Below are 23,371 nucleotides of genomic sequence, written 5' to 3'. Positions count from 1 at the left end.
CCCTGCCCGCCCCGCCCTGCCCGCCGTCGGTGGCCTCCCCCGATCGGCGGCGGCTGGTGACACGCATCGGTGTACCTGAGTTACCTAAAGAGTGTTGTGTGACTTCTGGGGCGGGTGAAGACTCGTGTGCGATGGTAATGATCTCCAATGCTCGAGGAGCTTCAGACGCGCGAAGAATGGTCGGCCGGGATCTGCTCCCTGGTGGCCGACGAACTCCACCGGGGCGCCAACCGGGGCCTGCTCACCCGCGCCGAAGCCCATCAGCTTGCCTCTCGGTTCCTGATACTCATTGACCAGGCGCTGGATCTGCCGTCGATTCGATTGAACGGGCCGCTCGGCGGCCAACCCGATTGGGTCGCGCCTTAACCTCGGAGAACGTCCCGAAGTTTCAGATCGGTAACGCCCGTTTCGGCTTCCCGCGGATGGCCTCGGGCAATCAATCTCACACCTAAAGCAATTTCAGCTTGACCCGGGCCGTCCGGCCGACGCAACTCGTCATCGGCCACCGGCGACCGGACGTCCGAGGCCAGGCACTCCCGCGACCGGGCACCGGAGCAGGACGCCCGCGCGCCGGCTCGTCCCACCACCCCTTCCAGCCCCAACAGCCACGGAGCTAACGCGGTTAACGCGGCTGGACCTCCGCCATCTCCATCCAGTCCTCCCCCGGCACCTCCACATTGACGATCTGAGGATTGCGGATAACCGCATCCGGGAACCAGGACATCGCGGCCCGGAAATGATCCGAGTTCACGTGTGCACTGCCCGCTTCGCCATCCCGGAAAGCTTCACAGAGAACGAACTGGTGCGATTCTTCAACGCTCTTCGACCATTCAAAGAAGATGTTCCCCGGCTCGGCCCGAGTGGCCGTCGTGAAATCGTTTACCCTCTCCAACCAGTTCTCGCTGTACTCCGGCTTGAGCGTGAACTTAACCACGATAAAGATCATTTCCTGCCTTTCGTCGGGCGTGCCGGGTGATTGGTCGACGGGTATCGTCGAGGCCATCATGCACCTGATCATCGCCGGCAGCGGAGACGCGTTCGGATCGGGCGGGCGGTTCCAGACCTGTATCGCGGTCGCCGAGGACGAGGACGCGCCGCCCAACCTGCTGATCGACTGCGGGGCGACCAGCCTCACCGCGCTCCGCCAGCAGGGCATCGACCCGAACCTGATCGACACCGTGGTGCTCAGCCACCTGCACGGAGACCACTTCGGCGGCCTGCCGTTCCTAAGTACTGGACGGCCAGTTCCGCCGGCGCACGCGCGACCTGACCGTGCTCGGGCCACCCGGCACGACCGAGCGGCTGGACCTCGCGATGGAGACACTTTTCCCCGGCTCCACCGCGGTCACCAGGCGATTCCAGGTGCACGTCCGCACACACGGGACTTCGCGTCCGACCGACGCCGGCGCCGCGCGGGTCAGCGCGCACGAGGTCCGGCACGCCTCCGGTGCCCCCGCCTACGGGGTGCGGGTCGGCCTGGGCGGGCGCACGGTCGCCTACTCCGGAGACACCGAGTGGACCGACGCGCTGCTCGAGCTGTCCTCGGGAGCCGACCTTTTCCTCGCGGAGGGCTACAGCCCGCGCCCGGTGCGCTGGCACCTCGACCTGGAGAGCCTTACCGCAAACCGCGAACGATTCGACTGCGGCGCGATCGCACTCACTCACCTCTCCCCCTCCGCGCTCGAACTGGATCTGCGCGATTGGGAAGTTGCCCACGACGGGCTGCGTCGCACGGTCTAGCCGACGGATCCTCACCGGGTTGCGCGCCACATTTTCCGTTATTCGGTGCACGCGCCACGCCGCCCGGAGGCCCATCGTTAGGATCCAATCGAAACCAAATAGGCTTGGCCGCGCAAATAGCTGGATACCCGCGCAGTCATATGCTATAACAAACTATGATTGCCGTAATGCCGCCTTGGAGACGAGATGCCTGAATCCGCGTTCGTTCACGAGGTCACGACCGAGTCGGTCGCTGACCGGGTGACGTCCGAGATTCGGCGCGCCATCCTCGGCGGCCGGTTGCGTCCGGGCCAGGAGTTCTCGCTGCGCACCATCGCCGCGCAGCTGGGGGTGAGCTTCATCCCGGTGCGCGAGGCGCTGCGCAGCCTGGAGGCCGAGGGCCTGCTGATGACCCGCCGGGGGCGCAGCGCCACCGTGGCTCCGCTGGACGGCGACGAGCTGCGCGGGATCTGCGGTCTCCGCCAGCGGGTCGAACCGGAACTGGCCGCGCGCTCCGGTTCCGCTGTCGACGAGGCGCATCTCGACCTGCTGCGGCCGAGGCTGGAGCGGTGCACGGACCGGGCACTCAGCCCGGACGCACGGTATGACGAGTACCACGCCATCTACTTCGACCTGCTCCGCACGTCGGCCACCGACTGGGAGATGCGGGTGACGCAGATGCTCGCTCGGGCCATCGAGCGCTACGTGCGGGCCGGGCGGGGAGAGATCGACCACTCCTCGCAGGTACCCACCGAACTCATCGTGGCGCTGCGTGAGCTGATCGCCGCCGCCGGCACCAACGACCCGGAAAAGATCCGCGCCACGGCGAGCGACCTGGTGGACCTCGGCGCACGGATCGCCGGGGAGAGCCTGGCCCGCGTGCGACAGGCCTGAACCGAACGTTGACAGGTTCTCGCGCGGGTCGCCATGATCGGCGACCATGCGGACCACGACCGATCTCCCGCTCTCGGTGGACGACATCACGCCGAGCTGGCTGACCCGGGCCCTGCGCGCGGGCGGCGACCCGGACGTAACCGTGCGCGAGCTGGCCGTCACCGGCGTCGTCTGGGGCACCGCGACCAAGGTGCTGCTGCGGGCCGACTACGCCGCCGGTGGGACCCGCCACCCCGAGCGGCTCTGCGTAAAGGGCGGGTTCGTCCCCGAGCTTCGCGCGATCATGGCCCCGGGTTACCGCACCGAGGCCCGGTTCTACCGCGAGATCGCGCCCCAACTGGACCAGGGCCTCCCCCGCTGCTGGTTCGCCGGCGAGGACGGTGAACAGGGCGTCGTCATCCTGGACGACCTCGCCGCCCGGGGCGCGCGGTTCCGCGACGCCCGCGAGCCGCTCACCGTGGACCAGGCGGCGGCCGCGCTGGAGGTGCTGGCCAGCTGGCACCGCCGGCGGGACATCGCCGTGCCGTGGCGGACCGCCGCGCCGCACCTGCGGGCCATGGTCGGAGGACTGCTCACCCCGGCGCACTGGGACACCTACATCGGCCAGACCACCGGCGGCCCGGTGCTGGACGTGCTCGACGACCGCGAGCGGGTCGGCCGCGCGTTCGGGGCGCTGTGGGCCAGCGAGGACGCCGGCCCCCAGTCGTTGACCCACGGGGACGCCAACCTCACCAACGTCTACCTGGACGCGGCCGGCTCACCCCGGTTCCTGGACTGGCAGTTCGCCGGCCTGGGGGACGCCTACCACGACGTCGCCCTGTTCCTCATCGGCGCACTGTCCGTGGAGGACCGGCGCGCGCACGAGCAGCCGCTGCTGCGGGCCTACCTGGCCGCGCGGGCGGACACCGCCGAGACGTTCGACGAGGCGTGGACCGCCTACCGCCGCCACCCGCTGCACGGCGCGGTGTACGCGCTGACGCCGGAGGAGATGCAGCCCTCCGCGATCCGTGCGGCCCTGGCCGACCGCTTCGCCCAGGCCGCCCTGGACCTGGACACCTACCGCCTGCTCGGGGCCTGACGGTGGCCCGTCTGCCCACCCGGCTGGAGGAGATCACCGCCGACTGGCTCACCCAGGCCCTGCGCCGGCGAGCGCCGGGGACCGAGGTGCGGTCGGTGGAGATCGACGCGCCGATCTGGGGAACCGCGACCAAGGCCTTCCTACGGGTGGACTACCGGCACCGGAGCCCGGACGGCCCGCCGGAGGCGCTGTGCCTCAAGGGCGGCTTCGACGACGGCATGCGCGCGGTGGCCGGGCTGGGCTACCGCATCGAGTCGATGTTCTACCGCGACATCGCGCCCACCCTCGGCGACGCGGTCCCCCGGTGCTGGTACGCCGAGGAGGACGAGGCCGGCAACCAGGGCCTGGTGATCGTGGACGACCTCCGCGCGGCCGGCGCGCGCTTCGGCAGCCCCGACGACCACTACGGCGTGGACCAGGTGTCGGCGGCGCTGGAGACCCTGGCCGGGCTGCACGGCGCCAGCTGGGACCGGGCGGGGCCGGGCGCCCTGCGCTGGCTCAGCGTCGGCTCGCGGCTGTTCCGGCCGGTGGTCCGCGGCTTCCTGAGCCCCGCGCACTGGGCGGCCTACATCGAGCTGGAGCAGACCCGCTCCTTCGACGACGCGCTGCGGGACCGCGAGCGGGTGGAGCGCGCGGTGTACCGCCTGTGGGGGCTCGACGACGCCGACGTGCTCGCGGTCTCCCACGGCGACCCGCACCCGCGCAACACCTACCTGCTCGACGACGGCCGGTTGCGGTTCCTGGACTGGCAGACCACCTGCCTGGCGCCATGGGCCGACGACCTCGCGTACTTCCTGGTCGGCATCCTGGATATCCCCGGCCGGCGCGAACACGAGACCTCGCTGTTGCGCCACTACCTCGGCGCGCTGGCGGCGGCCGGCGGCCCTTCCCTGGGTTTCGACGACGCCTGGCTGGCCTACCGCCGCCACCACCTGCACGGCCTGATGTTCGCCCTGTGCGGGCCGGAGATGCAGCCGCCCGAGGTCTGCACCGTCATGGGCGACCGCTACGCCACCGCCGCCATCGACCACGAAACCCTCAGCACCCTCGAGCAGACCGCGTGAGTCCGGGTGCACGAGAAGCGGGACGGCACCCTCTCCCGTGATCGGGATCGGGTGCCGTTTGTGCTGTTCAGGCGGTACAGAGCGGGCGACGGGAATCGAACCCGCGTAGCCAGTTTGGAAGACTGGGGCTCTACCATTGAGCTACGCCCGCGTGACGCGTTGTGCGACGGTGCCCAGCGTAACCCAGCCGCCGTGGGTAGCGTCCTGTGGCATGGCTCGCGTCCCGTATCTCACTCCGGATAATGCCCCGCCGACCGTCGCCGGCACGCTGGGCAAGCTGGCTCCGCTGCACGTGTTCGGCCTGATGGCGCACGCCGAGACGGCGTTCCGGCCCTGGCTCAAGTTCGGCGGCGCGCTGCTCAACGACCTGGCGCTGGACCCCAAGCTGCGCGAGCTGGCCATCCTGCGGGTGGGACTGCTCGCCGCGCGGTACGAGTGGGAGCAGCACGTGCCGATCGCGCTGGCCGTCGGGGTCACCGAGGGGCAGATCGCGGCGCTGGAGGCCGGCCGGCTGGACGAGCTCGACGAGCTGACCCGGGCGGTACTCGACTTCGTCGACGGCGTGGTGGCCGGCGAGGTCGACGACGCGCGGTACGCCGCCGTCGCCGCCCACCTGCCCGACCGGGAGTTGGTGGAGCTGACCTTGGTCGCCGGCCACTACCTGATGCTGGCGCGCATGATGGTGACCCTGCGCATCGACTCCGATCCGCCGGCCGGCACCGAGGGCCTGCGCCTGGGATAGCGCGCGACGGCGGCGGTGCCACACGCTAGGCTGCACAGGTCACGGGGTGTGGCGCAGCTTGGTAGCGCACTCGCTTTGGGAGCGAGGGGCCGTGGGTTCAAATCCCGCCACCCCGACCAGGAAGGGCGTATGCCCTGGTCAGTGCCTTTCGCGGCACTGACAGTAGCTGTCCAACGCGATGGATTTCAATCATGACCTCAAGATCAGGCTGTCAGATGGCCGGCGGGCCGAGATCTTCCTGACCCAGGTCACGTACCGCGGAACCGGGATCGCCACCGGGACCATCACAGGCAGGGGTCGGCCCCCGCTTCCGATCACCGCCTGAACCATCGCGTCTGCCAGGAACGCCCCGGCCGGCTGGCTCCGGACTGACCGTACGTCGCCGTTGTCGGCGGGGCCGACCTTCACCCTCCGGTCGGGCCGACGCACGATCACCTGTCGCGTGATCGTGCAAGGCGCAGCTTCACCTTGCTCAGGCCCATACGGCTGCGTCGTCAGTGCCCATGCAGCCGTGCCGCCGAAGCACTCGCCCGGCACGTACATACGGGGCACGATCGTGAACACAGCGGCTCGGATACCGAGCAGCGCCCATTCCTCGTCCAGGATCATCAGCCGGCCGGAAGCGACGCGTTGATCGATCTCGTAGGAGTAGTTGCCATCAGTCTCGGTCCGGTAGCCGTTTGGGTTGCGGATCAAGCGGAGGACCGCATCCGCCTCGACCATCACCACGACGCCGGCATCGACGGCGCCACTGGTGATCTTGGCGTCAAGGTCGGGAACTCTCCCGGTGATCAGCAGCTCGGTATCGTCGAGCTGGGCGGCGACGATACGAGTCTCGGACTCGTCCAACTCTCGCCCTCGGCTACGAGCGGATCAACTCCGAGTTCGTGATCGGGGACTAAGCCAACCCCCGGCACCGTGAGGGGGACGGTTCCGGGGGCTGACGGACCATGCAGCCGGGAGAGCCGCGACGCCCGATGCGTGCCGACCCTGGGGGATTCCGACTGCACGGGGCTTACGCACGGATTCCGGGCGAGCCGAAGCGGGCGCCGACGTATCGGGGCTGATCACCACGTACCCGCCAGTCCGCCCAGCATTCGGCGCAGTGCTCGGCGGCCGGGCCGGTAGCCCACTCGTCGCCCGCCGGTAGGCCGCACACGTGCGACCTCGGGCAAGATCCACGGTGAGCTGAGCGTGAGTCTCGTTGCTGCCGTACGCCGTGACGTAGCGAAACCCCTGGGCTGAGCCGTCAGACACGGGGACTCACTCGGCCTCAGGTGGGGCCGGGATGACTCGGGCCGGTTCGCCGCAGGCCTCATTGAAGATCTCTTCGGCGGTCCATTCCGCCCACGGGCCAAGGTCGCCAGTCTGGAGATGCGGACGCTCTTGCTCAGACACGGGTCATCACCAGCTCCGCAACCATCAGGGCGGTTAGACCCGTGAGCACGGGCAGCTTCACCGACCGACCTTCACGAGCTGCATGTCTCGGGTTGGCTTAGTGCGCCACAGCCGGCGGCCGAGGGGGCTCCGCTCCCATCGCGCCACAAACCAGAGCCAGTCATCCCGTAAGGACAGCTTGCTGTTGCGCCGATACTCGCTACGCAGCTTCGCGCGTCGTCTCTCTCGCCCGCTCTCCGCCCACATGAGGAAGGACGTTATGGACCCGGTAAGTCCGAGATCAACGATGTTGCAGAAAGTTGCAGAAGCACCCCTTGCCGGTGCAGAACGAGATCGACATGGCGTCATACGAGGCTGATTCGTCGAATCAGACCCACGCGAGAAGTTGCCGTGTCACACTGTCGAGCGTCTTGCTGTCTGCAACACACCGCAACACTTACTCGGGAGTGACCATGCGTCTTACGTTCTTGGGCAAGGAGTCCGTACCTGACCAGTCCCCGACCCTGTACGCCACCGACAGTGACTCCTACGTGGTGCAAGGGTGGATCGTCACGGACCCGAAGATCCTGGCCGTGATCCCCGTAGCGGAGGATGAGACCGTTGTGGAAGTTCCGCCGAAGCTGATGGTGCACCTTGCTAATGACGGGCCGGAGGGGGACGTGGTGAACCTGATTCCGCCGATCGTCCACGTGAACGAGGTCGGGAACTACATCGTTCGCGGAACGAAGGTCACCGACCAGGAAACGCTCAGTCAGATGGACATCCCAGGGCATGAGACCTGTGTCCACGTGTCGCGCGTTGCTATGGCTGCGCTAGTCGGGAGTTAACTTGGAAAGTGTGCCCTACGAGACCTTGAGCGAGTTGCTCAGCTCGTTTGATGCCGAAGCTCTCCATTTGGAGATGCGGGATGCGTACGGCACTGCCGCCGAACTACCGCACCTAGCCAAGTGGCTGGCCGGGGAGCCAGATGATACAGAATGGCTCAAGCCGTGGTTCGACAAAGTTCGGACAGGCGTCCAGGCCGGCAAGGTCTTCAAACGGGCACGGGTCATCTCTGAGCCTGTCTCCGATTATCAGAGATGGGTGCTGAACGACTCGCATCATTTTGTTGAAGCTGGTGAAGATATCCGATGGGTACCGCGCAGTCGCGTTTCCACGGTTGCTCTGCCAGGTAACGACTTCTGGTTATTCGACAACCAGACCGTTGTTTTCCTGATCTTCGCCGGCAACGGTCTCGTTGTTGACCGTCAGAAAACCGGCGACCGCGCGGCGATTGAACTGTGTCGAAGCGCGTTCGACGCTGTGTGGGAACTGTCGATACCTGACAGTGAATACAAGACCAACTAGCCCAGCTCAGCAGGCCCGGGACTCTCTCGGGTTCCGCCTCCGTGAGATCCGCAAGGACGCGGGTCTCACGGGGCGTGAGCTTGCCTCGGTCATCGGGTGCCACTTCACCAAGGTCAGCCGCATCGAGAACGGCAACCAAGCGCCACCAGAGGACAACATCAAGGCGTGGTGCCGGGCGTGCAATGCTGAGGACCAGGTAACGGACCTCATCGCCACCGCTAGGGCTATCGAGTCCATGTATGTCGAGTGGCGCCGGCAGACGCGGGCGGGCATGAAGCAGCTGATGCTAGCGCCGGTGCCGCTCTACGAGCAGACCTCACATTTTCGAATCTACGAGCACAGTGCCATCCCTGGACTGTTCCAAACCGCTGAGTACTCCGCCGCGGTGCTCCGATACTTTATTGATTTTCTCGGTGCACCCAACGATCTCGATAGCGCGCTGCAAGCGCGTATCGAGCGTCAACAGATCATATACTCGGGAAATCGCCGTTTCTCCGTGATCCTGGAGGAGAACGCAATCCGCGTCAGAGTCGGCAGTCCCGAAACGATGGCGGGGCAGCTCGATCGGCTCTTAGCCACGATGTCACTGCCGAGGGTTAGCCTCGGAATCGTCCCGCAAGCCGAGATTCGTAAGACGTTCACGCAAGTCCCGTTCTGGATCTACGACAGTGAGATGGTCGGGGTAGAGACCCCAACCGCCAAACTGGAGATCACGCAGCCACGGGAAGTGCAGCTCTACGTGGACATGTTCGCCCACTTGCAGGGGTCGGCCGTGTTCGGCGCCAAGGCGCGGGCGCTCATCACCCGCGCCCTTGCCGACCTGTCAGACGGATCGTAGTTCCCTGGGCGCCTCAGGGCTTCCGAGCACGTTCCCCGGTGTCCCTACGTCGTGCGTGGTGACTCGGTAGGTCACCGATCCCCCGGCATGCATCACCGGACGGCCCAAGCCGTCATATGCCGTGATCTTGCTGATCCTAATGGTGTCCTTCCGCCTTCCCATCAGGCGATAGAGAACCGCCCGTGATAGACGCTGGCCAGAGACTCAACGTCTCACATCCTGGGATCTCCGCTTTGGGAGCGAGGGGCCGTGGGTTCAAATCCCGCCACCCCGACCACGGACGCCCCGGGTCACTCTCGAGGGCGGGAACTCACCTGGCCAGGAAGTGGAACCCGGTCCAGAGCCAGCCGAGCATGAGCAACCACCGGCCGACCCGGCCGCGCAGGATGGCGTGCGCCGCCTCGCCGGCCGGGCGCAGCGACGTCCAACCGTGGCGCGCCGCGAGATCGATCAGCAGCGCCGACCCGAAGATCGCCGCGAACCCGGCGGCGATGACCGCGTAGGGGCTCACCGGGTCACCAGCCAGCGCCCGGCGAGCAGCCACAACGCGTAGCCGAGCACCCGCACCGGATAGTGCTCCAGGGCCGGGTCGCAGAGCAGGCTCAGCGTGGGGTGGTCAGCGTCGTTGCCCCACAGCCCGGCGGTGAGCTCCCAGACGCCGAACGCGGCCAGCAGCCCCAGCCACAGCGCCACCGCCGGCCCCGGCCGGGCACCGGCCGGAAGCGGGCGAACCGGGCGGCGGACGCGGACCAGCAGCAGCGGCACCCCGGCCAGCAGCACGGCGGCGGCGGCCGGCAGGGTCAACGGCTGGGACCAGCCGGCGGCCAGCGAGTACCCCGCGATGGCCAGGTGCCCCCGGTCCAGCGCGCGCGGGCGCGCCTCGGTCAACCCGATCACTCGGTGGCGTTGAACGCGGAGATGACCTTGGTCGGCCGAATCCGGACGATCAGCTCCCCCGGCACCCCGTTCCGCTTGCCGAACTCCTCGGCGCGGTCGGCGCCCATGTACCGGCCGCCCAGCGCGGTCGCGGTGCGCAGCAGCTCCTCCGGGTCGTCGTCCAGCTCCACCTCGCCCTGCACCTGGACGAACCCGTACGGCGGCTCCTCGAGGTCGACGCAGAACACCACCCGGGGGTCGCGGGCGAACGCCTTGCCCTTGGCCGTCTCCCGGCCGGTGTTGAACACGATCCGGTCGTCCTCGACCAGGAACCACACGGGCGCGATCAGCGGGCGCCCGTCGCCCGCCAGGTAGCCCACCTTGCCGGTGCGGGTGCCCTCGGACAGAAACTCGATCACCTGAGCGGAAAGTTCGGTCACGGTGACCAGCTTATTGATCCGTTAACCGATGGACGCGCGGGCACAGGGCCGATACGACTGTTTCATGCCATCGTTGCGCGCCCGCCCGCTGACCGACGCGGAGTGGGACGAGATGTCCACCTTCAGCGCCAACGCGTTCCTCGGCGACCCCACCCCCGAACCGGTCAACCCGGGCCTGCTGCACCGCTTCCTGGAGCGCGACCGCTACCGGGGCGTGGCCGACGAGCAGGATCGCCTCATCGGTGCCGGTGGGCTGCTGACCAGGACGATCACCCTGCCCGGTGCCGGGCCGAGCCCGCTGGCCGGGGTCACGTTCGTGGGCGTGCGGCCCGACTCGCGGGGCCAGGGCGCGCTGAGCACCCTGATGCGCGACCTGCTGGAGGGGCTGCACGGGTCCGGGGAACCGATCGCCGCGCTGTGGGCTTCCATGGCACCCATCTACGGCCGGTTCGGCTACGGGCTGTCCGCCCGGCGCGCCACGCTCACCGTGCCCGGCCGGGCGCCGTTCCGGCCCGGCACGCCGACCGGCGGCGCGGTCCGCTGGTACTCCGCCGAGGAGGCGCTCCCGCTGATGCGGCGGGTGTTCGAGGAGCTGCTGCCCACCCGGCCTGGCTGGGTGTCCCGGTCCGACGCGAACTGGGACTGGTGGTTCCGCGACGACCCGGCCAGCCGGTACGGCTCGACCTCGTTCCGGTACGCCGTGCACCACGCCGCCTCGGACGGCCGCCCGGACGGCTACGCGGTGTTCCGGGCCAAGGCCGACTGGCCGGCGGCCGGCCCGGACTACCGGCTGGACGTCAAGGAGCTGATCAGCGCCGACCCGGAGGCGCACGCCTCGCTCTGGCGTTCGCTGCTGGACCTGGACATGGTCGGCAAGGTCAGCTACGACAACGTGCCGCTGGACGACCCGCTGCCGTTGGTGCTGGTCAACCCGCGCGCGGCGCTGACCGACGTGAGCGACCTGCTGTGGGTGCGCCTGGTCGACCTGGACCGGGCGCTGCCGGCCCGCCGCTACGCCGCCCCGTGCGACGTGGTGCTCGAGGTCGCCGACCGCTTCTGCCCGTGGAACGCCGGCCGGTGGCGGCTGCGGGTGGACGAGCGGGGCGCCGCCGAGGCGAGCCGCACCGACCGTCCGGCCGACCTGGAGTGCGGCGTGGCCGACCTGGGCGCGGCGTTCCTGGGCGGCGTCCGGCTCACCGCGCTGGCCGGCGCCGGGCGCGTGCGCGAGCAGCGGGCCGGCGCACTGCGCGCGCTGTGCCGGGCGATGGCCGGGGAGACCGAGCCGTACTGCGCCAACATCTTCTGATGGGGGAACGTTGCGCCCGGGCCGCGCGTTATATGGGTAGGTCTTTGCGTGCGAGGTGAGATGCGGTGAGCGGCGGGATAGTCACCCTGGTCATCGTGCTGGCGCTGGTCGCCGGCGGCGTCTGGTTGGCCCGGCAGCGGGCCGAGGCCAGGCGCCGGGAGCTGGCCGACGCGGAGTCGGAGGCCAGGCGCTGGGTGGAGCGGCTGGGCGGCTCGGTGCTCAACCTGGAGGGCACCGACGAAGCCTCCAAGCAGGCCCTGGCCGACGCCGCCGAGCGGTACACCGCCGCCGGCTCCCAGCTGGACCGGGCGCACACCCCGGCGCAGTACCGGCAGGTCACGGAGTCGGCCTACGAGGGGCTCTACTACGTGCGGGCGGCGCGCACCGCGATGGGCCTGGACCCCGGCCCGGAACTTCCCCCGCTGCCCGGCCAGCGGCAGGCCGGCGCGGTCACCGAGGCCCGGGACGTGGATGTGCGGGGTCACCAGTACAGCGCCTCGCCGAACCCCTCGGACCGCAACGCGCACTACTACCCGGGCGGCACCGTGGCCGGCCGGCCGGTGCCCGCCGGCTGGTACTCCGAGCCCTGGTGGAAGACCGCACTGGTCGCCGGGGCCTGGGGCGTCGGGTCGTTCCTGCTGTTCGACGCGCTGTTCAGCGGGATGTCCGGCGCGGCGTACGCGGACGGCTTCGCCGACGCGCAGGCGCTGGACGCGGGTGACGCCGGCAACGCCGACTCCGGCAACGGCGGCGACTTCTTCGGGGACGGCGGCGCCGCGGACGGCGGCGGCTTCGACATGTTCGGCGGCAACGACGGCGGCTTCTTCTAGCGTTAGCCCACGGGACCGCCTCCGGGGTGCGGTGCCAGTTCTAAAGCAGGCTTGGACAGCGCGGCTGGGGTTGGTCTGCCGTGGCCTGGGCGCGGCCGATTGCCGACACTGCACCATCCGTCACTCCGCGGCAGACCAACCCCAGCCGCGCCGTCCAAGCCGTCGTTAGAACCCGACGCCGCCGCTAACGTCCTCGGGCCGGTCCGGGCGTGTGCGGGCGCGCGGCGGCCTGCTGCGTAGGCATTGTCTGCACCGAGGGTGGCTCGGGGGCGGGTAGTGAGTTATCCAACAGCACCTGGTCGGTTTGACGGGCCAGGGCGGCGGCGTCGGGGAGTGGGGGCAGCCCGGGGGCCGGTGGGTCGGAGAGGCGCAGCGTGGACACCAGGTCGCCGAAGGTCTGCCGGCGCCACTGGCTGATGTTCGGCTCCATCACCCCGGTGACCCGCTCCAGGAAGCGCAGCACCGAGGTGTGGTCCAGCGGCTCGCCGGACACCCAGCCGCCCGCGCTCCACGGCGAGATGACCAGGCAGGGCACCCGGAATCCCGGGCCGATGTGCTGGTGGCCGACGAACTCGCCGGGCGTGCCCGGCGCCGGGACCGTCGGCCGCACGTGGTCGAACAGCCCGTCGTTCTCGTCGTAGTTGAGGATGAACACGGTGTGGTTCCACACGTCCGGGTGCGCGGCCAGGGCCTCCAGCTTGCGGGCGATCGCGGCGGCGCCGTCGGCCGGGTGCCGGTCCGGGTGCTCGCTGTCCGCGTAGCTGGGGCAGATCCAGCTGACCGTGGGCAGCCGGCCGCCGGCCACGTCCCGCTCGAACTCGTCCGGCGCGGCCTTCGCCAGGCCGCGCACCGCCAGCGGGGAGTCCGGCGGGGCGGTGCGGAACTGCCGGAAGAAGCGCAGCGGGTTGAACCAGGAGTCGGGCTCCTCGTCGTAGACCCGCCAGCTCACCCCGGCCCGCTCCAGCCGCTCGGCGTAGGTGGTCCAGCTCAGCCGGCCGTCCCGGGCACCCCGGTCGTCACTCTCCTTCACCGGCCCGCCCGACCGGCCCTCCGGGTCGATCGTGCCGGTCATCCACATCAGCCGGTTCGGCCAGGTCGGGCCGAGCACCGAGCTGAAATAGTTGTCGCAGATGGTGAACGACTCGGCGAGCGCGTGGTGGAAGGGGATGTCCTCCCTGGTGAAGTAGCCCATGGCCATCTCCCGGCGGGTCAGCCGGTCGCCGAACAGGTCCTGCACCATGTCCACCAGGTAGGAGAACAGCCCCCGGTCCCGTTCCCAGCTGAGGAAGCCGTCCATCGCGCCGTCCCGGAAGTAGCCGTGCTGGGCGGCCCAGCTGTGGTTCAGCGAGCGGTTCTCCTGCGCGCTGGTGGTGTTGCCGTTCAGCCGGAAGGGCAGCAGGTAGCCGTCGTTGTTGGTGGGGCACGGCTGGTGGAACACGGTCAGGTCGCCGGCGGGCAGCATCCCCGGATTCGGGTCGCCGAACCCGCGCACCCCGGGCAACGTGCCGAAGTAGTGGTCGAAGGACCGGTTCTCCATCATCATCAGCACCACGTGCCGGATGTCGGCCAGCCGCCCGGCCGGCGGTGGAGGCAGTGGCGCCGCCGACGAGGTCAGCGCCACCCGGCGCAGGTTGGGCGGCAGCACCGCGGTGGCGGCGGCCGCGGCGGAAGCGGTGAGGAACTGTCGGCGGGTGACTCCCACGCGTGCAGTCTCGCAGCGCCCGGGGGCCGGTCCGCGCGATCGCTGAGACGGCCCTTATAACGCGCGGCCCGGCCGGTGGGTCGCCGGCCGATTCGCCGCCGGCCCGGACGGCTCTAGAACGCCGGTTGGCAGGTGGGGCACCAGTACAGGTTCCGGCCGGCCAGGTCGGCCTTGCGCACCGTGTCCCCGCAGACCAGGCAGTCCTGGTCGTGGCGGCGGTAGACGTACACCTCGCCGCCGTGGCGGTCCTGGCGCGGGGCCCGGCCGGTGGCCTTCGGCTCGTGTTCGGGGCGCACCGTGTCGATCCGGCCTCGGCGCACCCCGTCCCGCATCAGCGCGACCAGGTCGGCCCACATGGCGTCCCACTGCTCCCTGGGCAACGAACGACCGGGCAGCATCGGGTCGATGCCGTGCCGGTAGAGCAGCTCGGCCCGGTACACGTTGCCCACGCCGGCGACCGTCTTCTGGTCCATCAGCTGGGCGGCCAACGGGGTGCGGGACCGGGAGATCCGGGTCCAGGCGAGCTCCGGGTCGGCGTCGCGGCGCAGCGGGTCGGGACCCAGCCGGGCGCGGATCGCCCGCACCTCCGCGCCGGTGATCAGCTCACAGGCGTTCGGGCCGCGCAGGTCGGTGTAGTGGGTGGCGCCGACCAGCCGCATCCGCACCTGCCCGCGCGGCGGCGCGGCCGGCACCGGCGACTCGGAGAAGGTGCCGTAAAGGCCCAGGTGCACGTGCACCACCTGGTCCGGGCCGTAGCGGTGGAACAGGTGCTTGCCGTGCGCCTCGGCGCGCTGCAGCACCAGGCCGTCCAGCAGCTTCGCCGAGGCTTCGAACCGGCCCTGCGGGCTGGAGACGGCGACCGGCGCCTTGCCGAACAGCCGCTGGTGGGACCGGGCCAGCCGGTGCAGCGTGTGCCCCTCCGGCATGCCCGGTCAGTCCTCCGGCAGACCGGTGATCTTGCCGGTCCGCTCGTAGTCGGCGAGCAGCTCGATCCGCCGGGAGTGCCGGTCCTCGCCGGAGAACGGGGTGGCGAGGAACGCGTCCACGATGGCCAGCGCCTCCTCCTCGGTGTGCATCCGGCCGCCGACCCCCACCACCTGGGCGTCGTTGTGCTCGCGGGCCAATCGGGCGGTCTCGGTGCTCCAGGCCAGCGCGGCGCGGCATCCGGCCACCTTGTTCGCGGCGATCTGCTCGCCGTTGCCCGAGCCGCCGATCACCACGCCCAGGCTGCCCGCGTCGGCGACCACCCGGCGGGCCGTCTCCAGGCAGAACGGCGGGTAGTCGTCCAGCGCGTCGTAGACCTTGGCGCCGACGTCCACCACCTCGTGGCCGGCATCCCGCAGATGATCGAGCAGCCGGGCCTTCAACTCGAAGCCGGCGTGGTCGGAACCCAGGTAGACGCGCACAGCCGCACATCCTGCCAAACCGTTCTTGACACCGGCGCGCCGAACCGGGCATCGTGATAACCACAATCTGATGACAGGTGTCCTCAGTAAGGGAGGCTGTTCGGTGTCATCTCCGGAGCCGGCGCTGCTGCCGCACCCCGAGTTCCTCACCGAGGCGCCGTACACGGGTTATCTGCGCAAGTTCGCCACCGGCGACATCCGGGCCACCCAGGAACAGGTGGACCGGTTCCGCGAGTTCGCGCACGTGGGCGACCCGCTGGCCGACGCGGTGGTGGCGGCGATGCGCGAGCTGCCCGGCCGGCAAGGTCGCGAGCTGCTCGAACGCGCCATCGAGCGGGGCATCGACGCCGTCCCGGAGGCCCCCGAGGCGTTCCGCGCGTTCTTCGCCCAGGTGGACGACATCCCGTTCTGGCTGGACATGGACCAGGTGGAGCTGGGCGCCCGGACCTGCCGGCGCAGCGGCATGCTCGGCCTGTACGCGCTGCAGGGGTTGGCGCTCATGGGCGGCTACCTGGCGTCGCGCCCCGGCAAGACGCTGGTGGCCACCGGGAACCTGCGCTCCGCCGCGCCGCGCCGGCTGATCGAGACGGCCAGCTGGTGGGTGGACATCACCGAGGCCGGGGCGCTGAACCGGTTCGGCACCGGCTTCAAGAACACCATCCGGGTCCGGGTCATGCACGCCCAGGTGCGGGCGGCCATGCGGCGCCGCCCGGACTGGGACTACGCCGCCTGGGACCTGCCGGTCAACCAGGTGCAGACGGTCGGCACGCTGACCCTGTTCTCCCTGGCCTTCCTGGTCGGCACGCACGCGCTGGGCGTACGGCACACCACCCGGGAGCGGGAGGCCGTGGTGCACCTGTGGCGCTACGTCGGCCACCTGCAGGGCATCGTGCCCGAGATACTGCCCACCACCGAGGCGGACACCTGGCGGGTGTTCTGGCTGGAGGCGGTCACCGAGTTCATCCCCGACGAGGACTCGCTGCGGCTGGCCAGGGCGCTGGCCGAGACCTTCACCCCGAACGGGGAGTACCCGATACCCAAGGCGGTGAACTGGGCGTTCTCCAACTACTTCGGCTCGTACAGCCGGATGGTGCTGGGCCGGCGCAACGCGGACTTCCTGGAGCTGCCGAACTCCCGGCTGTTCCAGGCCGCCGTGCTGGCCACCTCGTTCAGCGTGCAGGCCCTGGAGCTGGCCCGGCGGGTGCTCCCCGGGGCCACCGAGCTGAGCGACCGGGTGGGCGGCGGCACCCGGCGCTGGCTGCTGCAACGGGCGATCCGCGAGCTGGGCGCCGACGTCGGCTACCAGACACACGAACGCCGAGCGGCCTGAGAAGCTGGACGGGTGACCTCGAGGTGGGTGCGGCTGGGTGATGGGGTCTTCGCGCGCCGCTACGCGGAACTGGACCTGACCGTCGGGCTGGTCGTCGGCGAGCGGTTGGCGCTGGTCATCGACACCCGGGGCGACGAGGTGCAGGGCGCCGAGCTGGCCGGCGCGGTGCGGGAGAAGACCCGGCTGCCGCTCGCCGCGGCGCTCACCCACGCGCACTTCGACCACTGCTTCGGCACCGCGGCGTTCGGCCCCCTCCCGGTCTTCGCGCACCGGGCCTGCCCGTCCTGGCTGCGCGCCACCGCCGAGGCCCAGCGCGCCGAGTGGACCGAGTACTACCGCTCGACCGGTGACCAGGCCACCGCCGCCGCACTGGCCGACGCCCAGGTGGTGTTCCCGGACCATCCGGTGGACGAGTACGCGGAGCTGGACCTGGGCGGGCGGACCGTGCGCCTGGTCCACCCCGGCGCCGGGCACACCAACCACGACCTCGCGGTGTACGTGCCGGACGCGGACGTGCTGTTCGCCGGCGACCTGGTGGAACAGGGTGCCCCGCCGGACTTCTCCGACGCCGACCCGCTGCGCTGGCCGGGCGCGGTGAGCGCGCTGCTCGAGCTTTCCCCCACCACCGTCGTGCCCGGGCACGGCTCGCCGGTGTCACCGGACTTCGTGGCCGCCCAGCGCGCCGAGCTGGCGTCGGTCGCCGAGCTGTGCCTGGCCGTGCGGGCCGGCGAGCTGGTTTCCGCCGAGGCCGAACGGCACGGCCCCTACCCGCCGGAGACCATCCGGGCGGCGCTGCTCGCGGTGACCCGCTGAGGTTTGCCCCGCCGGGCTCAGGCCGGCTCGGGGGCGGGCACGTTGGAGCGCACCCACTCGACGATCTCCTGGGTGGTCGCGCCCGGGGTGAACACCTTGGCCACGCCCATCTCGGTGAGCTTGGCGATGTCCGCCTCCGGCACGATGCCGCCGCCGAAGACCATCACGTCCTCCGCGTCCCGCTCCTTGAGCAGCTCGAGCACCCGGGGGAACAGGGTCATGTGCGCGCCGGACAGCACGGACAGCCCGACCACGTCGGCGTCCTCCTGGAGCGCGGTCTCCACGATCTGCTCCGGGGTCTGGTGCAGGCCGGTGTAGATGACCTCCATACCCGCGTCGCGCAGGGCACGGGCGACCACCTTGGCGCCCCGGTCGTGCCCGTCCAGGCCCGGCTTGGCCACCACGACCCGAATTCGCTCGGTCACGGCCGATACCTCCCTTGCGCCCGGCCGCCTCGACACGCGGCCCACCCGGGGAGCTTAGAACGCGGCCCGCCCGGCCGCCTCCGGTCCGGGCCGATGTCACTCCCGAGCTGCCGAAATGCCACAAGGTGTACTGAATGAAAGTTTGACGTACCGTCGCGATTATGTCCGAAGCGGAGGCGGGTGCGGCCGAACCGGCCGCCAGCTCGCTGCTCGACGCCATGACCAGCACCGCCGGCTACGCCGTGCGCACGTTCGGCACCGCCGCCGGGTTACGCGGGCTGGCCGTGGAGACCGCGTGGTGCACCGCGCACGCGGCGAGCTACCCGCTCGGCTTCTGGCGCGAGCACATCCGCCCGGCCGCGCGGCCCTACCGGACCGACGCGCTGTCCCCGGAGGAACGCGGCGACCTCACCGCCGACCTGGACGCGCCGACCGGCACGCCGATCCTGCTGGTCCACGGCTTCCTGGACAACCGCTCGGTGTTCGCCCCGCTGCGCCGCGCACTGCACAAGCGCGGTTTCGGCGTCACCCACGCGGTGAACCACAGCCTGTTCACCGGGGACGTCCGGGCCGCCGCCCGCGACCTGCGCCGACATGTGGAGCGGCTGCGCGAGCGCACCGGGGCGGACCGGGTGCACGTGATCGGCCACTCGCTCGGCGGGCTGATCGCCCGCTACTTCGTGCAGCGTCTGGGCGGGGACGTCACGGTGGACAACCTGGTCACCCTGGGCACCCCGCACGGCGGCTCGGCCGCCGCCTACCTGCTGCCCACCCCGGTGACCCGGCAGGTACTGCCCGGTTCCGAGCTGCTCGCCGAGCTGGCCGAGCCCGCGCCGCGCTGCCGGACCCGGTTCCTGGTCGCGTGGAGCCGGATGGACCAGCTGATCGTGCCCCAGACCAACGGCCGCCTGATCCACCCGGACCTGGACGTGCGCACCCTGGAGGTGCCCGACGTCGGCCACCTCTCGCTGGCCATCCACCCCCGGGTGGTGAGCTGGGTGGCCGGCTCGCTGGCCCGGCGGGACGACACGGCCACCCCCCTGGAACCCGAGGACGACATCGACCCCCGGCACCTGCGCCCGGTGGGCAGCTAGTGTTCCGTGTCGGGGCACTAGCGCCCGCCCCGCCCCAAGCACCACAGCCGCAACGACACGCCGAAGACACGCCGAAGTTGGATTTGCGCCGGGTGTGCCCGGAGGACTAACGTCCGAGCGTCCGTATCACAGACCGGTTACGGGCGGTGACGCTCGAGTCGCCCCGAAACGACTCGAGTGGCTCCCCAAGCCGCACCCCGCGTATCCGGTCATGATGAGGAAAAAGGCAGGTCTTGGCGCTAGGCCGCTCCCCAAGCGGCGCCGAACCGGCCCTCGGTCGCCATCGCGACGGCGCTCCCCGCGTCAGTGGTGGTGCGCATCGGGGACACCACCGGGCTCCGGCGCCTGTGTCGCCGTGGCATGGACGGGTCGCAATCGCGGCCGTCGCCACCGGCGCGACGGTGGCTGCCGGGCACAGCGTGTTCGAGCAGCAGCCGACGGTGGAGATCCGCAACGTCGGGCACACCGCGACCGGCGCGCTCATCCAGAGCTCGTCCGCCCCCGAGCTGCCCCGCCGGGCGCCCACCGCCGCCGCGACCGGCCACGCCGCCCGCGCCACCCCGGACCTGGCCGCCATGGACGACGACATGGACGTCGCCGACGTGGCCAGCCTGACCAAGGCGGTCAAGTACGGCGAGGAGCTGGCCAAGGACGCACTGAAGGTGCGCCAGGCGCTGGCCGACGGCGCGCCGGCCGCCTCCGTGTTCGACGGCGTGGAGTTCGTCAAGCCCTGCGTCGGCACCTTCACCTCGGGCTTCGGCGCCCGGTGGGGCACCACGCACTACGGGATCGACCTGGCCAACAAGATCGGAACACCGATCTACGCGGTGACCGACGGCATCGTGGTCGACTCGGGCCCGGCCTCCGGCTTCGGCCTCTGGGTGCGCGTGCTGCACCCGAGCGGCTTCACCAGCGTGTACGGCCACATCAACCGATCGCTGGTGCGGGAAGGCCAACGGGTCAAGGCCGGCCAGCAGATCGCCGAGATGGGCAACCGGGGCCAGTCCACCGGCCCGCACCTGCACCTGGAGATCTGGGACGCCCTCGGCCGCAAGATCAACCCCTTGGGCTGGCTGGCCACCCGAGGCATCCGCGTAACCGGCACCGGCAACGGCCCCGCCCTCCACTAACCCCGCCCCCACCCCTCCCCTCCCGCGAGTCGGGGATCCAGGTACGGCGAGTCGGGAATCTGGGTACAGGCCGCCGGAGGATTGGCCCCGTCTCCGATCATGGTCGCCGGCGGCCGGTGGTTCGCCGACATCTACTCGAGCGGGGCTCGATCATGGTGACGACCCCGCTGAGGTAGATCTCGACGCGCGGTGCGGCGGTGGACGCCCACCCGTACCTGGATCCCCGACTCGCCGTACCCAGATCCCCGACTCGCGGTGGGTGGGGGCCGGGTTAGAGCTTTTGGAGGGGGACGCCGCCGATGAGCATCAGGCGGACGGTGCCGGAGCTGCCGAAGTCGATGGTTGCGTTGGCCCGGACGCCGGCGCCTTCCGTGGCGACCACGGTGCCCAGGCCGTACTTGTCGTGGGAGACCCTGTCGCCGACGGCCAGGGACAGCGTGGGAGCCGTGCTCGGCGCGGCGCCGGGGCGCCAGCTCCCCCGGTCGGAGGCGCCGCGCATGCCACCCCCGCCGCCTCCGCCGAAGCCGCCGCGCCGGCCGAAGCCGACCATGCCCACCGGGGCGGCGCGCTCCGGGGCCAGCCGCCGCCAGTCCAGCAGGTCGGCCGGGATCTCGTCCAGGAACCTCGACTGCGGGTTCGACGACGGCGTGCCGAACATCGACCGGACCATCGCCCGGGACAGGTACAGCCGTTCCCGCGCGCGAGTGATGCCCACGTAGGCCAGGCGGCGTTCCTCCGCCAGCTCCTTGGTGTCGCCGAGCGCCCGCTGGTGCGGGAACACGCCGTCCTCCCAGCCGGTGCAGAACACCACCGGGAACTCCAGGCCCTTGGCGGTGTGCAGGGTCATCAGGGTGACCACGCCGTCCCCGCCGTCCGGGATGGAGTCGGCATCCGCCACCAGCGCCACCCGCTCCAGGAACGCGGCCAGCGAGCCGGGGATGGGCAGGCCCTGCTCCCGCGCCGCCTCCACCGCGTCCGGGTCGGCGGCCGCGTCACCAGCGAACTCGCGCGCCACGGTGACCAGTTCGGCCAGGTTCTCCACGCGGGACTCGTCCTGCGGGTCCTCGCTCTCCTCCAGCTCGGCGGTGTAACCGGTGCGGGCCAGCACCGCCTCCAGCAGCTCGGCCACCGCTTCACCGTCGACGACCCGCGAGCGCAGCTCGTCCATCAGGTCGACGAACCCGGTGATGGACCGCTGGGAACGGGTGGCCAGGGTCGGCACCTCCCCGGCGGCCGCCCGGCGCAGCGCGGTGGCGAACGAGATCCGGTGCTTCTCCGCGTACAGCGACACGGACTCCTCGGCCCGGTCGCCGATGCCCCGGCGCGGCACGTTCAGGATGCGCCGCAGGCTGACCGTGTCCTCCGGGTTGGAGAGCACCCGCAGGTAGGCCAGCGCGTCGCGCACCTCGCGCCGCTCGTAGAACCGCACCCCGCCGACGACCTTGTACGGCATCCCGACGCGCAGGAACACGTCCTCGAACACTCGGGACTGCGAGTTGGTCCGGTAGAACACCGCGATGTCCGAGTTCTTCACCGAACCCGTGTCCACCAGCCGGTCGATCTCGCCGGCCACGAAGCTGGCCTCGTCGTGCTCGTTGTCCGCGACGTAGCCGACGATCTTCTCGCCGTCCCCGGCGTCCGACCACAGGCGCTTCTCCCGGCGGTCGGTGTTGCGGGCGATGACCCCGTTGGCGGCGGACAGGATGGTCTGGGTGGACCGGTAGTTCTGCTCGAGCAGGATGGTGCGGGCGTCCGGGTAGTCCCGCTCGAACTCGATGATGTTGCGGATGCTGGCACCCCGGAAGGCGTAGATCGACTGGTCCGCGTCGCCCACCACGCACAGCTCGGCCGGCTCCGGCCCGGGCCGCTCCGCATCCGGCGTGCCGTGCCCCACCAGCTCGCGGATCAGCATGTACTGCGCGTGGTTGGTGTCCTGGTACTCGTCGACCAGCACGTGCCGGAACCGCCGGTGGTAGTACTCGGCGACGTCCGGGAACGCCTGCATCATGTTCACCGTGGTCATGATCAGGTCGTCGAAGTCCAGCGCGTTGGCCTGCTTCAGCCGCGCCTGGTAGACGGTGAAGACCTCGGCCACCCGCCGCTCGTAGTCGTTGCCCGCGCGGTCGGCGGCATCGACCGCGTCCAGCAGCTCGTTCTTCAGGTTGGAGATCTGCGCCGCCAGGCCGCGCGCCGGGTACCGCTTGGCGTCCAGGTCCAGGTCACGGGCCACCTGGGTGATCAGCCGGCGGGTGTCGTCGGCGTCGTAGATGGAGAAGCTGGAGCCCAGACCGATCGTCTTCGCCTCCCGGCGAAGCACGCGCACGCACATGGAGTGGAAGGTGGACACCCACATCGCGGCGGACCGGCGACCGACCAGCGCGGCCACCCGGTCGGCCATCTCCTTGGCCGCCTTGTTGGTGAACGTGATGGCCATGATCTGCCCGGGGTGCGCGTCCCGGGCGGCCAGCAGATAGGCGATCCGACGGGTGAGCACGCTGGTCTTCCCGGAGCCGGCGCCGGCCACGATGAGCAGGGGCGATCCGGCGTGCACCACCGCCTCGCGCTGCCGGTCGTTCAGCCCGCGCAGCAGCTCGTCCGGATCTCGGCGCCCACCCCGCGCGGGCGCGGTGTCGGACTTGGTTTGCGGGAGTTCGAACAACGCACTCATCGTGAGGGTCACGGTACCCGCTGTACTGGGACTCGCCTTGCGGTGGTTGTGGCGCTCGGCCGGTGTGAGAGAATGGCCCCGTGCCAGCGGTTGTGTACAACTTTAGCTACGGGTGCCGGACTTCGGTGCCCGTGGATCACGCTGCCGACTGATACCTGACCAGCATCCACGTCGCCCCGGAGTCATCGGACCCGGGGCGCGGTGCTTTTCCGCCCAGTCACGAGTCCGTGCTTCGGTGGCACCACAGGAGGAACCGTGACCAGCCCGACCC

25 protein-coding genes, 2 tRNA genes and 2 pseudogenes are annotated in these 23,371 nt (G+C 70.4%); 18 read left to right on the top strand and 11 right to left on the bottom strand.

Annotated elements, in window-relative coordinates:
• Window positions 1–147 precede the first annotated feature (147 nt).
• Window positions 148–366, top strand: coding sequence for a hypothetical protein (locus ABEB12_RS10125; protein ID WP_185066529.1), 219 nt, complete (start codon window positions 148–150; stop codon window positions 364–366).
• Between the two features lie 256 nt (window positions 367–622).
• Here ABEB12_RS10125 and ABEB12_RS10120 read toward each other — a convergent pair whose 3' ends face one another.
• Complete coding sequence (locus tag ABEB12_RS10120) at window positions 623–1,135, bottom strand: putative quinol monooxygenase (protein ID WP_345702703.1); 513 nt, start codon at window positions 1,133–1,135, stop codon at window positions 623–625.
• Between ABEB12_RS10120 and ABEB12_RS42090 the strand changes: the two are divergent.
• From ABEB12_RS42090 to ABEB12_RS10100, 5 genes and pseudogenes are all read left to right on the top strand, one after another.
• Window positions 1,068–1,238, top strand: a pseudogene (locus tag ABEB12_RS42090) (MBL fold metallo-hydrolase); the annotation flags it as partial. The gene ABEB12_RS10120 and the pseudogene ABEB12_RS42090 overlap by 68 nt on opposite strands.
• Window positions 1,239–1,272: 34 nt before the next feature.
• Window positions 1,273–1,740 (top strand): MBL fold metallo-hydrolase, encoded by a 468-nt coding sequence (locus ABEB12_RS10115; RefSeq protein ID WP_425572236.1) that lies wholly within the window; start codon window positions 1,273–1,275, stop codon window positions 1,738–1,740.
• 240 nt (window positions 1,741–1,980) lie between these two features.
• The gene (locus ABEB12_RS10110; protein ID WP_221499074.1) at window positions 1,981–2,613 is read left to right on the top strand and encodes a GntR family transcriptional regulator; all 633 of its coding nucleotides are present in this window, start codon (window positions 1,981–1,983) and stop codon (window positions 2,611–2,613) included.
• A 46-nt stretch (window positions 2,614–2,659) separates the two neighbouring features.
• The gene (locus tag ABEB12_RS10105; protein ID WP_185066531.1) at window positions 2,660–3,691 is read left to right on the top strand and encodes a phosphotransferase; all 1,032 of its coding nucleotides are present in this window, start codon (window positions 2,660–2,662) and stop codon (window positions 3,689–3,691) included.
• A gap of 2 nt (window positions 3,692–3,693) precedes the next feature.
• Entirely contained in the window at window positions 3,694–4,755 is a 1,062-nt protein-coding gene (locus ABEB12_RS10100) for a phosphotransferase (protein WP_185066532.1), read from the top strand.
• Between the two features lie 80 nt (window positions 4,756–4,835).
• Here ABEB12_RS10100 and ABEB12_RS10095 read toward each other — a convergent pair.
• Window positions 4,836–4,906: transfer RNA gene (locus ABEB12_RS10095), tRNA-Gly, on the bottom strand.
• 60 nt (window positions 4,907–4,966) lie between these two features.
• Between ABEB12_RS10095 and ABEB12_RS10090 the strand changes: the two genes are divergently transcribed.
• Window positions 4,967–5,497, top strand: coding sequence for a carboxymuconolactone decarboxylase family protein (locus ABEB12_RS10090; RefSeq protein WP_185066533.1), 531 nt, complete (start codon window positions 4,967–4,969; stop codon window positions 5,495–5,497).
• 42 nt (window positions 5,498–5,539) lie between these two features.
• A tRNA-Pro gene (locus ABEB12_RS10085) sits at window positions 5,540–5,616 on the top strand.
• 70 nt (window positions 5,617–5,686) lie between these two features.
• Here the strand turns inward: ABEB12_RS10085 and ABEB12_RS10080 are convergent.
• A complete protein-coding gene (locus tag ABEB12_RS10080) occupies window positions 5,687–6,346 on the bottom strand; it encodes a Gp19/Gp15/Gp42 family protein (RefSeq protein WP_185066534.1) in 660 nt (219 codons plus the stop codon).
• An 869-nt stretch (window positions 6,347–7,215) separates the two neighbouring features.
• Between ABEB12_RS10080 and ABEB12_RS10075 the strand changes: the two genes are divergently transcribed.
• From ABEB12_RS10075 to ABEB12_RS10065, 4 genes and pseudogenes are all read left to right on the top strand, one after another.
• Complete coding sequence (locus tag ABEB12_RS10075) at window positions 7,216–7,722, top strand: hypothetical protein (RefSeq protein ID WP_185066757.1); 507 nt, start codon at window positions 7,216–7,218, stop codon at window positions 7,720–7,722.
• A 10-nt stretch (window positions 7,723–7,732) separates the two neighbouring features.
• Window positions 7,733–8,242 (top strand): DUF6879 family protein, encoded by a 510-nt coding sequence (locus ABEB12_RS10070; RefSeq protein WP_221499075.1) that lies wholly within the window; start codon window positions 7,733–7,735, stop codon window positions 8,240–8,242.
• Window positions 8,223–8,432, top strand: a pseudogene (locus ABEB12_RS42085) (helix-turn-helix domain-containing protein); the annotation flags it as partial. The gene ABEB12_RS10070 and the pseudogene ABEB12_RS42085, both read left to right, overlap by 20 nt.
• 81 nt (window positions 8,433–8,513) lie before the next feature.
• Window positions 8,514–9,080 carry a DUF5753 domain-containing protein gene (locus ABEB12_RS10065; RefSeq protein ID WP_345702702.1) on the top strand — a complete coding sequence of 189 codons (567 nt, stop codon included), beginning with the start codon at window positions 8,514–8,516 and terminating at the stop codon, window positions 9,078–9,080.
• Window positions 9,081–9,390: 310 nt separating this feature from the next.
• On the opposite strand, the gene ABEB12_RS10060 is transcribed toward ABEB12_RS10065, so the two are convergent.
• The 3 genes from ABEB12_RS10060 to ABEB12_RS10050 are packed head-to-tail and all read right to left on the bottom strand — an operon-like array spanning window position 9,391 to window position 10,396.
• On the bottom strand, window positions 9,391–9,591 hold the full coding sequence (locus tag ABEB12_RS10060; protein ID WP_185066537.1) for a DUF6186 family protein: 201 nt from the start codon (window positions 9,589–9,591) through the stop codon (window positions 9,391–9,393).
• A complete protein-coding gene (locus ABEB12_RS10055; protein WP_185066538.1) occupies window positions 9,588–9,977 on the bottom strand; it encodes a hypothetical protein in 390 nt (129 codons plus the stop codon). Before ABEB12_RS10055 ends, ABEB12_RS10060 begins: the two co-directional genes overlap by 4 nt.
• Entirely contained in the window at window positions 9,974–10,396 is a 423-nt protein-coding gene (locus ABEB12_RS10050; RefSeq protein WP_185066539.1) for a TIGR03618 family F420-dependent PPOX class oxidoreductase, read from the bottom strand. The genes ABEB12_RS10055 and ABEB12_RS10050 overlap by 4 nt, the downstream gene beginning before the upstream one ends.
• Window positions 10,397–10,460: 64 nt before the next feature.
• Between ABEB12_RS10050 and ABEB12_RS10045 the strand changes: the two genes are divergently transcribed.
• Window positions 10,461–11,702: a GNAT family N-acetyltransferase gene (locus ABEB12_RS10045; RefSeq protein WP_185066540.1), complete on the top strand. Its 1,242-nt coding sequence runs from the start codon at window positions 10,461–10,463 to the stop codon at window positions 11,700–11,702.
• A gap of 65 nt (window positions 11,703–11,767) precedes the next feature.
• Window positions 11,768–12,532: a hypothetical protein gene (locus tag ABEB12_RS10040; protein WP_185066541.1), complete on the top strand. Its 765-nt coding sequence runs from the start codon at window positions 11,768–11,770 to the stop codon at window positions 12,530–12,532.
• Window positions 12,533–12,716: 184 nt separating this feature from the next.
• On the opposite strand, the gene ABEB12_RS10035 is transcribed toward ABEB12_RS10040, so the two are convergent.
• From ABEB12_RS10035 to ABEB12_RS10025, 3 genes are all read right to left on the bottom strand, one after another.
• Window positions 12,717–14,234: an alkaline phosphatase family protein gene (locus ABEB12_RS10035; RefSeq protein WP_185066542.1), complete on the bottom strand. Its 1,518-nt coding sequence runs from the start codon at window positions 14,232–14,234 to the stop codon at window positions 12,717–12,719.
• 113 nt (window positions 14,235–14,347) lie between these two features.
• Window positions 14,348–15,160, bottom strand: coding sequence for an Fpg/Nei family DNA glycosylase (locus ABEB12_RS10030; RefSeq protein WP_185066543.1), 813 nt, complete (start codon window positions 15,158–15,160; stop codon window positions 14,348–14,350).
• A gap of 6 nt (window positions 15,161–15,166) precedes the next feature.
• On the bottom strand, window positions 15,167–15,640 hold the full coding sequence (locus ABEB12_RS10025; protein WP_185066544.1) for a ribose-5-phosphate isomerase: 474 nt from the start codon (window positions 15,638–15,640) through the stop codon (window positions 15,167–15,169).
• Between the two features lie 103 nt (window positions 15,641–15,743).
• Between ABEB12_RS10025 and ABEB12_RS10020 the strand changes: the two genes are divergently transcribed.
• Together ABEB12_RS10020 and ABEB12_RS10015 are read left to right on the top strand one after the other, a co-directional pair.
• Entirely contained in the window at window positions 15,744–16,970 is a 1,227-nt protein-coding gene (locus tag ABEB12_RS10020) for an oxygenase MpaB family protein (protein ID WP_185066545.1), read from the top strand.
• A gap of 12 nt (window positions 16,971–16,982) precedes the next feature.
• Window positions 16,983–17,783 carry an MBL fold metallo-hydrolase gene (locus ABEB12_RS10015; protein WP_185066546.1) on the top strand — a complete coding sequence of 267 codons (801 nt, stop codon included), beginning with the start codon at window positions 16,983–16,985 and terminating at the stop codon, window positions 17,781–17,783.
• Window positions 17,784–17,800: 17 nt separating this feature from the next.
• Here the strand turns inward: ABEB12_RS10015 and ABEB12_RS10010 are convergent, their stop codons facing one another.
• Window positions 17,801–18,208 carry a cobalamin-dependent protein gene (locus ABEB12_RS10010; protein ID WP_185066547.1) on the bottom strand — a complete coding sequence of 136 codons (408 nt, stop codon included), beginning with the start codon at window positions 18,206–18,208 and terminating at the stop codon, window positions 17,801–17,803.
• Window positions 18,209–18,369: 161 nt separating this feature from the next.
• Here ABEB12_RS10010 and ABEB12_RS10005 point away from each other — a divergent pair, with 161 nt between their 5' ends.
• The gene (locus tag ABEB12_RS10005) at window positions 18,370–19,302 is read left to right on the top strand and encodes an alpha/beta fold hydrolase (protein WP_185066548.1); all 933 of its coding nucleotides are present in this window, start codon (window positions 18,370–18,372) and stop codon (window positions 19,300–19,302) included.
• A gap of 401 nt (window positions 19,303–19,703) precedes the next feature.
• A complete protein-coding gene (locus ABEB12_RS10000) occupies window positions 19,704–20,432 on the top strand; it encodes a M23 family metallopeptidase (protein ID WP_345702701.1) in 729 nt (242 codons plus the stop codon).
• 271 nt (window positions 20,433–20,703) lie between these two features.
• Here the strand turns inward: ABEB12_RS10000 and pcrA are convergent, their stop codons facing one another.
• The gene (gene pcrA / locus ABEB12_RS09995; RefSeq protein ID WP_185066549.1) at window positions 20,704–23,100 is read right to left on the bottom strand and encodes a DNA helicase PcrA; all 2,397 of its coding nucleotides are present in this window, start codon (window positions 23,098–23,100) and stop codon (window positions 20,704–20,706) included.
• Between the last annotated feature and the right edge of the window lie 271 nt (window positions 23,101–23,371).

This window comes from Actinospineispora eucalypti, assembly GCF_039543365.1.
GTDB classification, from domain to species: domain Bacteria; phylum Actinomycetota; class Actinomycetes; order Mycobacteriales; family Pseudonocardiaceae; genus Pseudonocardia; species Pseudonocardia eucalypti.
This window is presented reverse-complemented; position numbering and strand designations above follow the sequence as displayed.

Coding starts and splice junctions, on each gene's coding strand:
- ABEB12_RS10045 (WP_185066540.1), top strand. CDS start 10,461: ATGCCATCGTTGCGCGCCCGCCCGCTGACCGACGCGGAGTGGGACGAG.
- pcrA (WP_185066549.1), bottom strand. CDS start 23,100: ATGAGTGCGTTGTTCGAACTCCCGCAAACCAAGTCCGACACCGCGCCC.
- ABEB12_RS10005 (WP_185066548.1), top strand. CDS start 18,370: ATGTCCGAAGCGGAGGCGGGTGCGGCCGAACCGGCCGCCAGCTCGCTG.
- ABEB12_RS10065 (WP_345702702.1), top strand. CDS start 8,514: ATGAAGCAGCTGATGCTAGCGCCGGTGCCGCTCTACGAGCAGACCTCA.
- ABEB12_RS10030 (WP_185066543.1), bottom strand. CDS start 15,160: ATGCCGGAGGGGCACACGCTGCACCGGCTGGCCCGGTCCCACCAGCGG.
- ABEB12_RS10090 (WP_185066533.1), top strand. CDS start 4,967: ATGGCTCGCGTCCCGTATCTCACTCCGGATAATGCCCCGCCGACCGTC.
- ABEB12_RS10105 (WP_185066531.1), top strand. CDS start 2,660: ATGCGGACCACGACCGATCTCCCGCTCTCGGTGGACGACATCACGCCG.
- ABEB12_RS10125 (WP_185066529.1), top strand. CDS start 148: ATGCTCGAGGAGCTTCAGACGCGCGAAGAATGGTCGGCCGGGATCTGC.